Source organism: Planococcus sp. SE5232, assembly GCF_050686535.1.
Lineage (GTDB): Bacteria > Bacillota > Bacilli > Bacillales_A > Planococcaceae > Planococcus.
This window is the reverse complement of the sequence record NZ_JBOGCP010000001.1, coordinates 21206-33875: the sequence shown is the minus strand read 5'-3', so window position 1 is coordinate 33875 and position 12670 is coordinate 21206. Positions and strand designations below refer to the sequence as shown.

At 46.5% G+C, this 12670-nt stretch carries 14 protein-coding genes; 1 reads left to right on the top strand and 13 read right to left on the bottom strand.

Annotation, left to right across the window (positions count from 1 at the left end):
* Positions 1-364 precede the first annotated feature (364 nt).
* From ACRC6Q_RS00160 to rpsF, 8 genes are all read right to left on the bottom strand, one after another.
* Positions 365-1651, bottom strand: a complete 1287-nt coding sequence (locus ACRC6Q_RS00160; RefSeq protein WP_223643355.1) for an adenylosuccinate synthase — start codon at positions 1649-1651, stop codon at positions 365-367.
* Between the two features lie 131 nt (positions 1652-1782).
* Entirely contained in the window at positions 1783-3138 is a 1356-nt protein-coding gene (dnaB, locus tag ACRC6Q_RS00155) for a replicative DNA helicase (RefSeq protein ID WP_223643353.1), read from the bottom strand.
* Positions 3139-3150: 12 nt separating this feature from the next.
* Entirely contained in the window at positions 3151-3600 is a 450-nt protein-coding gene (rplI, locus tag ACRC6Q_RS00150; RefSeq protein ID WP_146555366.1) for a 50S ribosomal protein L9, read from the bottom strand.
* Positions 3597-5573, bottom strand: coding sequence for a DHH family phosphoesterase (locus ACRC6Q_RS00145; protein ID WP_223643351.1), 1977 nt, complete (start codon positions 5571-5573; stop codon positions 3597-3599). The genes rplI and ACRC6Q_RS00145 overlap by 4 nt, the downstream gene beginning before the upstream one ends.
* Positions 5574-5587: 14 nt before the next feature.
* Positions 5588-6547, bottom strand: a complete 960-nt coding sequence (locus tag ACRC6Q_RS00140; RefSeq protein WP_431465452.1) for a YybS family protein — start codon at positions 6545-6547, stop codon at positions 5588-5590.
* A gap of 374 nt (positions 6548-6921) precedes the next feature.
* Complete coding sequence (rpsR, locus tag ACRC6Q_RS00135) at positions 6922-7158, bottom strand: 30S ribosomal protein S18 (protein ID WP_006830564.1); 237 nt, start codon at positions 7156-7158, stop codon at positions 6922-6924.
* Between the two features lie 49 nt (positions 7159-7207).
* Complete coding sequence (gene ssb, locus ACRC6Q_RS00130; RefSeq protein WP_008497641.1) at positions 7208-7681, bottom strand: single-stranded DNA-binding protein; 474 nt, start codon at positions 7679-7681, stop codon at positions 7208-7210.
* Positions 7682-7731: 50 nt separating this feature from the next.
* Positions 7732-8019, bottom strand: coding sequence for a 30S ribosomal protein S6 (rpsF, locus tag ACRC6Q_RS00125; protein ID WP_106533339.1), 288 nt, complete (start codon positions 8017-8019; stop codon positions 7732-7734).
* Between the two features lie 178 nt (positions 8020-8197).
* Between rpsF and ACRC6Q_RS00120 the strand changes: the two genes are divergently transcribed.
* Entirely contained in the window at positions 8198-8758 is a 561-nt protein-coding gene (locus tag ACRC6Q_RS00120; protein ID WP_223643347.1) for a DUF3267 domain-containing protein, read from the top strand.
* Between the two features lie 12 nt (positions 8759-8770).
* Here the strand turns inward: ACRC6Q_RS00120 and ACRC6Q_RS00115 are convergent, their stop codons facing one another.
* The 5 genes from ACRC6Q_RS00115 to ACRC6Q_RS00095 form a co-directional block, all read right to left on the bottom strand.
* On the bottom strand, positions 8771-9151 hold the full coding sequence (locus ACRC6Q_RS00115; protein WP_223643345.1) for a gamma-glutamylcyclotransferase family protein: 381 nt from the start codon (positions 9149-9151) through the stop codon (positions 8771-8773).
* 477 nt (positions 9152-9628) lie between these two features.
* Positions 9629-10729 carry a redox-regulated ATPase YchF gene (ychF, locus tag ACRC6Q_RS00110; protein ID WP_223643342.1) on the bottom strand — a complete coding sequence of 367 codons (1101 nt, stop codon included), beginning with the start codon at positions 10727-10729 and terminating at the stop codon, positions 9629-9631.
* Positions 10730-10817: 88 nt separating this feature from the next.
* A complete protein-coding gene (locus ACRC6Q_RS00105; RefSeq protein ID WP_146555360.1) occupies positions 10818-11018 on the bottom strand; it encodes a DUF951 domain-containing protein in 201 nt (66 codons plus the stop codon).
* A 21-nt stretch (positions 11019-11039) separates the two neighbouring features.
* Entirely contained in the window at positions 11040-11930 is an 891-nt protein-coding gene (locus ACRC6Q_RS00100) for a mechanosensitive ion channel family protein (RefSeq protein WP_223643340.1), read from the bottom strand.
* A 19-nt stretch (positions 11931-11949) separates the two neighbouring features.
* On the bottom strand, positions 11950-12663 hold the full coding sequence (locus ACRC6Q_RS00095) for a DUF554 domain-containing protein (protein ID WP_223643338.1): 714 nt from the start codon (positions 12661-12663) through the stop codon (positions 11950-11952).
* Positions 12664-12670: the final 7 nt, after the last annotated feature.

Sequence of the window (12670 nt, the reverse complement as noted above, 5' to 3'; positions counted from 1 at the left end):
GTGCGCACCATTTCTGCAGCGATTCTGCAGATGCTGGTTTTTGCCTTCCCAACTTTATCATAATCAACCCAATGAACAACAAAATATTAGCCTATGTCACATAAATGTATCATTCAATCCACTTATAGTTATTAATTGGATTTATTTTGCTTTACATCAAATCAGCTGAGAAAAAATCTATGGAAATCGAGTCTAAAACCTTACTCTTTCCGTCTTTACCGCTCCATCATCTGTCATATTTGTCACAACGCTTTCCACCTCCACTTCTTCACATGTGACGAAACTGGGAAAAGACAAAAAACCACAAAAAGCAGCCGCCCAAAGGCGACTGCTTCCTGAAGTTTTTATGGATTCTTAGTTGAAATTATCTCCAAACACTCGTAACGATATTCGTCTGGTTACGGTCAGGACCGACAGAGAAAATCGAAATCTGAACGCCTGTCAATTGAGCAATACGCTCCAAGTAATGGCGCGCGTTCGCAGGCAATTCATCCAGTGATTTGCAGTTGGTTACATCTTCCGGCCAGCCTGGCAGCTCTTCATAGACTGGTTCGCAATCAGCAAGCATACGCAGGTTCGCTGGGTATTCCGTGATCAATTCCCCCTGGTAGCGGTAAGCTGTACAAATCTTCACCGTATCAAGGCCTGCCAATACGTCGATCGAGTTGACCGTTAAATCCGTCAAACCGCTGACGCGTCTTGCATGGCGCACAACAACACTGTCGAACCAGCCGATGCGGCGTGGACGTCCAGTGGTTGTTCCGTATTCTTTGCCGACTTCGCGGATTCTTTGGCCCACTTCATCGAATAATTCAGTGGGGAACGGTCCGTCGCCGACACGTGAAGTATAGGCTTTGCAGACACCGATGACGTGCTGGATCGTTGTCGGGCCAACACCTGCACCGATTGTCACGCCGCCCGCTACCGGGTTGGAAGATGTGACGAACGGGTAAGTCCCTTGGTCGATATCGAGCATAACGCCTTGAGCGCCTTCGAACAATACGCGGCGGCCTGCATCAATGGCATCGTTCAATACTTTTGATGTGTCCGTTACGTATTTAGCGATTTCCTGGCCGTATGCATAATACTCTTCCATGATTTCTTCTACAGTGAATCCTTCTGTTTCATAGAACTTTTCGAACAGACGGTTTTTCTCTTTTAAGTTCATGCGCAGTTTTTCCTCGAACACAACATGGTCCAACAAATCCGCCATGCGAATTCCGACACGCGCTGCTTTGTCCATATAAGCAGGTCCGATGCCTTTGCCCGTTGTTCCGATCTTATTTGCTCCGCGGCGTGCTTCTTCCACTTCGTCCTGCTTGATGTGGTATGGCAATAGGACATGTGCGCGGTTGGAAATGCGCAGGTTCTCCGTTGTCACTCCACGGTCATGAAGACCTTTCAATTCTTTTACAAGCGCTTTCGGATCTACGACCATGCCGTTCCCGATTACGGATGTTTTATCCTTATAGAAAATCCCTGAAGGAATCAAATGCAATTTGTACGTTTCTCCACCAAAAATAATGGTATGTCCAGCGTTGTTCCCGCCTTGGTAACGTGCAATCACTTCTGCATGTTCAGATAGAAAATCTGTGATCTTTCCTTTTCCTTCGTCTCCCCATTGCGTTCCTACTACTACGACTGATGTCATCGTCCGCACCTCCGTTAGGCATATGCCCTGTCTCAAACAGTGTTAATTGTACCAATGAAAGACGGTATCGTCAATATAAAATAGAAGAAAACACGAACATATAAATGTGTTACCACATTTAATGTTCGTGTTTAAAAGTTTCCACCGGATTCATGCTGACTCCAGTCGATGGTGACGAATTTATTGTATTCCTTCACAAAAGCCAGTTTCACCGTACCAGTCGGGCCGTTACGCTGTTTGGCGATAATGATTTCAATCATGTTCTGATCTTCGGTTTCCTTGTCGTAATAATCTTCCCGGTACAGGAAAGATACGATATCGGCATCCTGCTCAATACTTCCGGATTCACGTAAATCGGACATCATCGGCCGCTTGTCCTGCCGTTGCTCCACTCCACGGGATAACTGCGACAAAGCGATGACCGGAACTTCCAATTCACGCGCCAGGCCTTTCAGGGAACGGGAAATATCCGATACTTCCTGCTGCCGGTTTTCACCGGATTTGCCGGGCCCCTGGATTAGCTGAAGATAATCGATCATGATCATGCCAAGGCCGTATTCCTGCTTCAGGCGGCGGCATTTCGCGCGGATATCATTGACCCGGATCCCCGGTGTATCATCGATGAAAATTCCGGCATTCGATAAGCTGCCCATCGCCATCGTCAGTTTGCGCCAATCTTCATTTTGAAGCGCTCCTGTCCGCAGCACCTGTGCATCGATATTGCCTTCCGCACAGAGCATACGCATGACCAGCTGTTCAGCGCCCATCTCCAGACTGAAGATGGCGACGTTCTCGTCTGTTTTCGTCGCGACGTTCTGCGCGACATTCAAAGCGAAAGCCGTCTTACCGACAGAAGGCCGTGCAGCTACGATGATCAAGTCATTCCGCTGAAACCCTGCAGTTATCTTATCCAAGTCCTGAAAGCCCGTAGGAATGCCTGTAACGTCCCCTTTGCGTGTATGCAAAAGTTCGATATTGTCATAGGTCTTGACCAGCACATCTTTAATGTGGGTAAAGTCACCGGCCTTTTTTCGGCTCGATACTTCCATCATTTTCTTTTCGGCTTCGGAAAGCAACGCTTCCACTTCATCTTCGCGTGTAAAACCGTCTTCCACGATCGTTGTCGCTACGCGGATGAGGCGGCGCAGCAGCGCCTTCTCTTCGACGATGTGAGCGTAATGCGCAACGTTTGCGGCCGTAGGGACAGCGTTGGCGATTTCCGTTAAATACGATAAGCCGCCAACGTCCTCCAGCTCTTTTTTGACAGAAAGCTCTTCTGTCACGGTCACCACATCAATCGCTTTTCCCTGATCCGATAAATTCAACATCGTCTGGAAAATCTTCTGATGGGCAATCCGGTAAAAATCTTCCGCCATCACGATTTCAGCAACCGTGATGAGGGATGGTGGTTCTAAGAAGATGGCGCCAATGACCGATTGCTCGGCTTCATGGTTATGCGGGGGGACGCGATCGATCGTTTCGTTCATCGGTCTCCCACCTTACGCTTCTTCAGTAACATGAACTCGAAGCGTAGCGGTCACATCGTGATGCAGCTTGACAGGAATATTGGTGTAGCCAAGCGCACGGATCGCGTCATCCAAATCCATTTTACGCTTGTCCAATTTGATGCCATGTTTTTTCTCAAGTGCTGTCGCCACTTGTTTAGTGGTGATCGACCCGAAAAGGCGGCCGCCTTCTCCGGATTTAGCCGTCAATTCAATTGTCAGGCTTTCCAGCTTTTCTTTCAGCTGTTCAGCTTCCTGGCGCTCCTGATCGGCTTCTTTCTGTTCTTTTTTCTTTTGGCCGTCCAATTTGCTGATGGTCGCCTGATTCGCTTCAATCGCCAAATTGTTTTTCAGCAGGAAGTTATGCGCGTAGCCATCCGCCACATTTTTAATTTCACCTTTTTTGCCTTTGCCTTTTACGTCTTTCAAAAATATCACTTTCATTCGTTTGCTCCTCCTTCATCGTCTTCCAAAATTACCGCTTTTAATTGATTGACCGCTTCTTCAATTGTGGTGTTCGGCATTTGGGTGGCTGCGTTGGTTAAATGGCCGCCGCCGCCGAGATTTTCCATGATGATCTGGACATTTACTTCGCCAAGCGACCGGGCACTGATGCCGATGCCGCCTTCTTGGCGCTCCGCCACTACGAAGGATGCGTTGACATCTTTCATGGTCAGCAGGATATCTGCCGTCTGCGCGATCAATACCGGACTGTAGACGCGGTCATGCTCGCCTTTTGCGATGGCGATGCCTTCCCCGACAAATTCCACTGTCTGAACGATTTTCGCGCGTTCAATATAGGTTTCCAGATCTTCTTTCAAGATGCGCTGAACAAGCACGGTATCGGCTCCATTCGAACGCAGATAGGATGCTGCTTCAAACGTACGGGCTCCTGTCCGTAAGGTAAAGCTCTTCGTATCGACAATGATTCCAGCCAGCATAGCAGTCGCTTCCAGCATGGACAGTTTTTCGTGTTTCGGCTGATATTCGATCAATTCAGTCACCAACTCGGCGGTTGACGAAGCATAAGGCTCCATATAGACCAGCATCGTATTGGTGATGAATTCCTCGCCTCTCCGGTGGTGGTCGATCAACACGACCCGTTCCATCCGCTGCAATACACGTTCATCGATGACCATTGATGGCTTGTGCGTATCCACGACGACGAGCAGGGAATGCTCGGTCATATCCGCCAGCGCTTCTTCAGGCGTGATGAACTGCTCAAACAACTCGGGCTCGCCTTCAATCGCTTCCATCAGTCTCATGACACTGCGGTCATATTCATCAAAATCAATGATGATCTTGCCTTTGACTTTGTTCATGGCGGCCATTTTGGCGACACCGACTGCGGCGCCGATCGAATCCATATCAGGCATTTTATGGCCCATGATAAACACTTGGTCACTTTCCTGGATCAGGTCACGCAGGGCGTGTGAAATAACCCGGGCCCTAACCCGTGTCCGTTTTTCAACCGGATTGGTCTTGCCCCCGTAGAACTTCACTTTTCCACTCGGATGTTTGATGGCAACCTGGTCTCCACCACGGCCGAGCACCAGATCCAGCCCGGATTGCGCCAGGCTGCCAAGCTCGACAAGCGATGCAGAACCGGCACCCACTCCGATACTCAAGGTCAATGCCAGATTATCTTTGGCGGTGACTTCGCGGATATCATCCAAGATAGCGAATTTTGACAGTTCCAACTCTTTTAAAATCGACTCGTTGAAAACCGCCATAAAGCGGTCAGATGAAATACGCTTCACAAAGATTCCGTGGTCTGCCCCCCATTGGTTGATGAGTGAAGTGACCAGGCTGTTTATGTTACTGCGTGTCTGATCATCCATTCCCTGCGCCAACTCATCGTAATTATCGATGAACAGAATCCCGATAACGGAACGGTCCGCATAATAAAGCGTCTCGATTTCCACTTGTTCGGTAATATCAAAAAGATAGAACAGGCGGTCATCCGCTTTATAATACACGCGGTATTTCCGCTCGCCCAATGTGATCGTCAGCTCTCTCGCTTCTTCGGACTTCACCAACGTATGGAAGTCATCCGACAATGTATAAAGTGACTCGCCGATCAGCGTGTCGTACTCGAGCGTCGAAGTCATGTAGGGATTTGCCCATTCAATTTCGTATTTTTCATTGACCAGTAAAATTCCAATCGGCATTTCGAGCAGTGCTTCTTCTCCGACCTTCTTCATACGGTACGACAATGTTTCAATATGTTTTTCAGTAGCTTCATAGATTCTTTTTTCCGTCACCCACGCCGCTGTAAAAGCAAGCACAAACAGCAGTGTAAAGATTCCAGCTGCCCATTCCGACCAAAATGAAATCAGAATCGCCGCGGCCATACCAAGAGAAAGCAGCGCTATAAGCGGATATCGAAGTTTTCTTTTTCTAAAAAAAGCCGACATTATTCTTCAGCTCCTTATTTTCCTTTAAACTCGTGTGCCCGCTTGACCCAACCCCGGATATCAAATCCAAGGTCTACGATTCCGACAATACTCGTAAATGATTGTAATGGCAATGCTAAGATAGTCACCAGCACTGTCACCCATTTCGGCCAGCTTTCCTGGTGGATGTAGAAATGATAAAAAGAAACACCTTGCAGGAACAGCAAGAATTGAAGCAACACGGTTGCATTAATGAAGATCATGTATGCCATCGTTCCGGGTTCAAACTCCGATAACAACGAGACAAGCAACACGATTAAATAATACCATAAAACGGATTTCGGCAATTTCATGTTCCGGAAAGGCGGAAACTTAGGCGCCTCAATTCCGAGACGCTTCAGAATCGGTAACAGGATCAACAATAGCATCCAGACCGACATGAACACACCCAGTACCAATAACACAGGCAACATCGTTTCAAACGAAAACTGCAACTGCGCAACAAGTTCATTGTATTCTTCGAGGGAGGTTTCAGAAGCCCCGAAACGCTCCATCAACGAACCTGTCTGTTCATAGGATTCATCGAACAAGACAGTGAACTCTTCCAGCACATTGATGCCGAACAGCACAATGGAAGCCACGTATTGAACCATTAAGGATATCAGCAGAACAATGCTGGCACTCATGAACATGAATAATTTGCTCTTCTTATAATAAATCGAGATGCCGATTGCCAATCCCAGCGGTACATGGATCAACGCCAGCGGCACTGACAAAAGGCCACCGATGATAAACGACAGCACCAGACAGACCGATGCAAAAAGCGCAGAGGCTTTCCATGGATATTTTGCACTGTACCAGGCGACCGGCAATGCCAAAATTAACGTACTTACTATACTTAAAACAGGAACGTATACCGAGATTGTCAGCAGTACTGTGAAAACCGCCGCCATCATTGCCCCATTTGTAAGTTGTCGCGTTTGTTGATTTTGCATATGACTGTTTTTCCCCTTCTTTCGGGCAGATTTCATCCTTGTAATTGTACCATGATTCAAGAACCTGAACAAAAGGAGCGATGTCCATTCCATGGATTCGTAAACAGGCTGAAACAGGAGACGACATTATAAGCACCTCCCTTAAGATGCATTGAACTAAATGCGTTTGCCCTTGGCATTTTGAAATTCCTCTCCACGTAAAGACATCGTTCAAATTACTTCGGCCACTGCCTTGTCCGTTTGGAGCGGCTTCTTCCTCCCCGAACTCGCTATTCTTAATTCAACGCAAAAAAAAGACCGGTTTCCCGGTCTTTTTGAAATCATCGTCCAGACTCCAGCATCCGGGCTTGCCGGGTGCTTTCGCTTTTCTTTAATTATCTTTCTTCCGCAACAAACGGTAGAAGTGCCATGATACGTGAGCGTTTGATAGCGATTGTCAACTTACGTTGCCATTTAGCGCTAGTGCCTGTAACACGACGTGGCAAGATTTTTCCTCTTTCAGAAATGAATTTCTTCAAAAGGTCAGTATCTTTATAGTCAATGTGCGTGATGTTGTTGGAAGTGAAGTAACAAACCTTTTTCCGTTTTTTTCCTCCGCGACGTGGTGCCATATCGAATTACCTCCTTTACTTAATAGTTGTTCGCCAGGTTCAGTCCATTTTAGAACGGTAAATCGTCATCCGATACTTCGATCGGACCGCTGCCGCTTGAGAATGGGTCTTCATCTACACGAGTATGGTTTTGCTGACTTGGGCTCGGTGATTGGTTCTGTTGATAGGAAGGCTGCTGTCCTTGTGAACGGTCCGTATTGGCGCTTTTCGGTTCAAGGAATTGAACACTGTCCGCCACTACTTCTGTCGTATAAACGCGTTTCCCGTCTTGTCCCTCGTAGCTACCAGTTTGGATGCGGCCTTCGACGCCAGCCAAGCTTCCTTTTTTCAGGAAATTCGCTGTGTTTTCAGCCTGTTTGCGCCAAACGGTACAATTAATGAAATCAGTTTCGCGTTCACCTTGAGCGTTCGAGAATGTCCGGTTTACAGCAAGTGTAAAACGGGCAACTGCCGCGCCGCTTGGTGTGTAGCGAAGATCTGGATCTTTTGTCAGTCTTCCGACTAAAACAACTCGGTTAATCATCAGAATTCAACCTCCTTCAAGTCAAAAAAATTTTAGTGCCAGTATCCTGTTTACGCGTCTTTGCGTACAGCGATATGACGAATAATGTCTTCGTTAATGTTCGCAAGACGTGTGTATTCGTTGATAGCTTCAGAACCAGCGTTTACTTTTACGATCTGGTAGAAACCTTCACGCAAATCGTTGATTTCATAAGCTAAACGACGTTTACCCCACTCTTTCGACTCGATGATTTCAGCTCCGTTAGAAGTAAGGATGTCGTTAAAACGCTCAACTAGAGCTTTTTTCGCTTCCTCTTCAATTGCAGGCTGAATGATATACATTAATTCATATTCTCTCATCGTGTTGTCACCTCCTCATGGACTTGGGCCCTGCTGTATCCAGCGGGCAAGGAGCAAGCAATTCATAAATATTACTCACATCACAGTATTGTATCATAATTCCGATAGGTTCACAAGCATGATTTTGCATTTAAAATACACTATACTTTTCACCATAGACTCCAAAGGATGTGAAGCGATGACACCCAGCCATATCATAGACTTGCAGATGGATGAAATAGCTCCTAAAGCGCTTTGGTTCAATATTATTTTACTGCTAGCTTTCGCTGCAGCCTATCATTTTTTCAATGAACCTTTATCATTCGGTTTTTCTTTAACTGGCATTTTACTCTTTGTGGTCGGCTATGTTGTATTGATTGTCGGGCACGAACTCTTCCACTTGGTCGGTTTTGTGCTGTTTGGAAAAGTCCCTGTTTCTTCATTGAATTATGGCATCAACTTAAAAATGGGAATTGCCTATGCCACTACCAGCAGACCTGTTCAAAACCACGCGATGCGCAAAGTCTTATTGCTGCCTTTTTGGACGACTGCCTTCATACCTACCGTTCTCGGATTTTGGATTGACAGCCAGGTGCTGGTTCTGTTGGGAGCGATGCTGACCGCTGGCGCTTTCGGCGACTTCATCATGTACTGGGAATTGCGCAAAGAAAAAAGCGCGGCCTGGATCATTGATGATCCTTCACTGCCGCGCCTGCATGTTTATGATGATTACCCTGAAACAGAAAACGCCGACTACTAGCGGCGTTTTTTTCTATACTGCAGAATGGGTACTCTCCCATTTCCCTGTTTCAATTCGTTCTTTCAACAGTTTTTCACTTTTTGCGATATACACAATTGTTTCCATAGAGTGGTTTCCCGCCTCCACTTCAACTGTCACCTTGTCGTACATATCGGTCTCCGGATTGCCCGAATACTCTTCTAAGAAATCCAAAGCTGGCCACAACACATCCGGGATATCGTATACTTCCCCTTCAATCTGTCCACTGTCCGACAAAACCATCGCCGGATAACCCATCCCGGTATCATACAATATTCCTTTAGCTGTCGCCTGTTCTTCCACCAATTCCGCTTCTTCCAAATAACAATGATACTTCCCGCCCTGTTTCAGCGTTCCGTATGCAAATAACAACATTTCCTATTCCTCCATGCAAAAACCGGATGCGGCAAGGCACCCGGTTATTTTTTAGTTTTGTGGTACTGAACATCCGAACTTTTGGTGCGTATAATTCGCGTTTCTGCTTTTAGACTTATCCAGCTGCGGCGCCTAGTCCCTCGAGGTCGCTTCGCACCTGCCAGCAATGGCAAAGTACGCCATTACCGACAAGGTCTCCAGCGCTTGTCGGAGCTGGACAGGCGCCTTTGCTTTTGTCTTATCCAGCTGCAACGACCTGCTCCTCGGGTCGTAAGCCACTCTGGCTGTGCGGCAAAAACACGCCGCTTCGCCAGACCGTCTTACGCCTGTCAGAGCATAACGGTCGTTTCCGCTTTTAGCTTTATCCAGCTGCGGTGGCCAGGTTCTCGGGTCATAAGTCAACCCAGCTGCGTGGCAAAGAGCGCCACTCTGCTGGTTCGCCTTATGCCTGTCGAACCTTGACGGCCATCCTCGCTTTTAGACGTTAAATCTAAATAGCATTACGTCTCCGTCTTTGACGATGTATTCTTTGCCTTCTTGACGCACTTTCCCTGCTTCTTTTGCTGCTGCCATTGAACCCATTTCAACCAGGTCTTCATAAGCCACAGTTTCGGCACGGATAAATCCGCGTTCGAAGTCAGAGTGGATGACGCCGGCACATTGTGGTGCTTTCATGCCTTTTTTAAATGTCCATGCACGAACTTCCTGAACGCCGGCTGTAAAGTAAGTGGCTAATCCAAGCAAGCTGTACGAAGCTTTAACCAATTGATCCAATCCAGACTCTTTGATGCCCAGTTCTTCAAGGAACATTTCTTTTTCTTCGTCTTCCAGTTCAGCCATTTCTTCTTCGATCTTCGCACAGATTACGATGACGTCTGCATTGTCTTTCGCTGCGAACTCACGGACTTGCTGAACGTATTCATTGTCATCCGCATCTGCGATTTCATCTTCTGAAACGTTTGCCACGTAAAGCATCGGTTTGATCGTCAATAGGTTCAAGCCTTTAGCAATGCGCAGTTCGTCTTCTGTGAATTCAATTGAACGCGCCAATTGGCCGTTTTCAAAGGCTTCACGCAATTTCATCAGAACTGGTTCTTCGGCAACAGCTTCTTTGTCTTTTTGTTTCACTAATTTCGCTGCGCGTGCAATGCGTTTTTCGATGCTTTCCATATCCGCCAATATCAATTCCAGGTTAATGACTTCAATATCAGAGATCGGGTCTACTTTTCCCGTAACGTGCGTGATGTTGTCGTCGGCAAAACAACGGACAACTTGGCAAATCGCATCAACTTCACGGATATGGGACAGGAATTTGTTCCCTAGTCCTTCTCCTTTGCTGGCGCCTTCGACAATTCCCGCAATATCGGTGAATTCAAAAGCCGTCGGTACGGTTTTTTTCGGATCCACCAATTCCGTCAATTTATCAAGACGCTCATCTGGAACTTCGACAATTCCAACGTTTGGATCTATTGTACAGAACGGATAGTTTGCCGCTTCGGCACCCGCTTTTGTTATTGCATTAAATAATGTGGATTTCCCCACGTTTGGTAATCCTACAATCCCTGCAGTTAATGCCATAGGATGCACAACCTTTCCTCTATATAAAACGAATTATTTTTTACACAACCATTCCATTATAGGAATGAAAACCCGAATTGTCCATTTTTCATTCCGCTTCGGCTTTAACTAAAACTTTTTTCATCTTCTTATTGAATTCCATACGCGGCAGCATCACACTGTGCTGGCAACCCTCACATTTAATCCGGACGTCAGCCCCCATACGAATAATCTTCCAGGCATTGGCTCCACATGGATGGCCTTTTTTCATTTCAACTATATCGTTCAGTCCAAACTCCTTCATTTCCATGAGTCGGCCTCCTTCTATCCATTAAGTTTTCGCACTTTTGGCTGGTGCAGCTTCTTCAGGATTCCGCTGCATCATAACCATCCGCGGATACGGAATTTCGACGCCGCGTTGATCCAGGAAGTCCTTCAGATCGCGGCGCATTCCTCTAGCCACAGCAAAGTGCTGCATCGGCAAGGTTTCTGCTGTAATTCGCATAACGATTTCAGTCGTTGTCAGGTTTTGTACCCCCAGCAATTCTGCAGGTTTGATGATTTGTTCGTATCGATCCTGCAAGGTGTCCAGAAATTCCATAATCAAGCTTTCCACACGCGTGATGTCCGATTCATAGGAAATATTGACATCGACCACCGCAATGGAATTGTGAATCGAGAAGTTTACAACGTCCGTGATCGTGCCATTCGGAAAGATAAACAATTCGCCCGTCCAAGCCTTCACTTTTGTCGTCCGTAATCCGATCTCTTCCACGGTCCCTTCGGCGACACCAACGCGTACATAGTCCCCCACCGAAAATTGGTCTTCAAAAATAATGAAAAATCCGGTGATTACATCGCGCACCAGGTTCTGTGCACCGAAACCAACGGCTAAGCCCAGCACCCCGGCTCCGGCGATCAAACCGGTAATGTCGATGGTAAACGTCGACAGAATAGAAACTGCCGCTATGAAATACACAACATACGCTACTACATTGGACAATAACTTTGATAAGGTTTGCTGTCTCCGTTCGTTATAAAGGAGCGGACCTTTGATGCGTACGGAAAAAGTTTTCCGTATCAAGACACGCAAGACTTTCACTAGGACAACCGCGGCTATGGTAATCAAGACGACTTTCAAAAAGATGATGACCAGGTCCATCCACATTGCCTCATCCGATAGTACGCCTATAATTCGTTGTGTCATTTTTTCAATGTTCACTCTTTCACCTTCCCTGCACTTACATCAAATTAAATTTATAGATAATCGTAACCACTATTCCAACAACCAATATTCCCGGCAATAGATTTGCGACTCTGATTTTCGTCACGCCCATCATATTCAATCCAATGGCAGCAATCATGACTCCACCAGTTGCGCTCATTTCCATAATGAACATATCCAGTGCCGCATCTGGAATCACCAAACTGATTTGAGTTGCAAACAAGGCAATCAATCCTTGGTATACAAATACAGGAATTGCTGATAGCAAAACACCGATGCCAAGCGTGGAAGCCAACACAATAGAGGTGAATCCATCAATGATTCCTTTGGAAATCAGGACGCCATGCTCATTGCTCAGTCCACTTTCCATCGCACCAATGATTCCCATTGCACCAATGACAAATATTAAAGTGGCTGTTACAAACCCTTGAGCAAGGCTGCCTTTACTTTCTTTCGCTCCTAACATTCGTTCAATGGAGTGACCGAATCCATTCAGTTTACCTTCTAGATCCATCCATTCTCCAATGACTGTTCCCAGCACTAAACTGATGATGACAATGACGAAGTTCTGGCTTTCAAATCCCATCTGCAAACCAAGTACAACCACCGCCAGGCCAATCACATACATGACGGTCTCCTTCATCTTTTCAGGAATATTGCGGAGAGCTCTTCCAAGAATGGTTCCCACTACAATCAAAATAGCATTTATCAATGTCCCTAAGAGAACCATTGCATTT

What these genes read in the sequence shown, in the direction of transcription:
- ACRC6Q_RS00105 (WP_146555360.1), bottom strand. Translation starts at nt 11,018, where the DNA reads ATGGAAATGAAGGAGTTTGGACTGAACGATATAGTTGAAATGAAAAAA.
- ssb (WP_008497641.1), bottom strand. Translation starts at nt 7,681, where the DNA reads ATGATTAACCGAGTTGTTTTAGTCGGAAGACTGACAAAAGATCCAGAT.
- ACRC6Q_RS00120 (WP_223643347.1), top strand. Translation starts at nt 8,198, where the DNA reads ATGACACCCAGCCATATCATAGACTTGCAGATGGATGAAATAGCTCCT.
- ACRC6Q_RS00095 (WP_223643338.1), bottom strand. Translation starts at nt 12,663, where the DNA reads ATGGTTCTCTTAGGGACATTGATAAATGCTATTTTGATTGTAGTGGGA.
- rplI (WP_146555366.1), bottom strand. Translation starts at nt 3,600, where the DNA reads ATGAAAGTGATATTTTTGAAAGACGTAAAAGGCAAAGGCAAAAAAGGT.
- rpsF (WP_106533339.1), bottom strand. Translation starts at nt 8,019, where the DNA reads ATGAGAGAATATGAATTAATGTATATCATTCAGCCTGCAATTGAAGAG.
- ACRC6Q_RS00115 (WP_223643345.1), bottom strand. Translation starts at nt 9,151, where the DNA reads ATGTTGTTATTTGCATACGGAACGCTGAAACAGGGCGGGAAGTATCAT.
- ychF (WP_223643342.1), bottom strand. Translation starts at nt 10,729, where the DNA reads ATGGCATTAACTGCAGGGATTGTAGGATTACCAAACGTGGGGAAATCC.
- dnaB (WP_223643353.1), bottom strand. Translation starts at nt 3,138, where the DNA reads ATGAACGAAACGATCGATCGCGTCCCCCCGCATAACCATGAAGCCGAG.
- ACRC6Q_RS00140 (WP_431465452.1), bottom strand. Translation starts at nt 6,547, where the DNA reads ATGCAAAATCAACAAACGCGACAACTTACAAATGGGGCAATGATGGCG.
- rpsR (WP_006830564.1), bottom strand. Translation starts at nt 7,158, where the DNA reads ATGGCACCACGTCGCGGAGGAAAAAAACGGAAAAAGGTTTGTTACTTC.
- ACRC6Q_RS00160 (WP_223643355.1), bottom strand. Translation starts at nt 1,651, where the DNA reads ATGACATCAGTCGTAGTAGTAGGAACGCAATGGGGAGACGAAGGAAAA.
- ACRC6Q_RS00145 (WP_223643351.1), bottom strand. Translation starts at nt 5,573, where the DNA reads ATGTCGGCTTTTTTTAGAAAAAGAAAACTTCGATATCCGCTTATAGCG.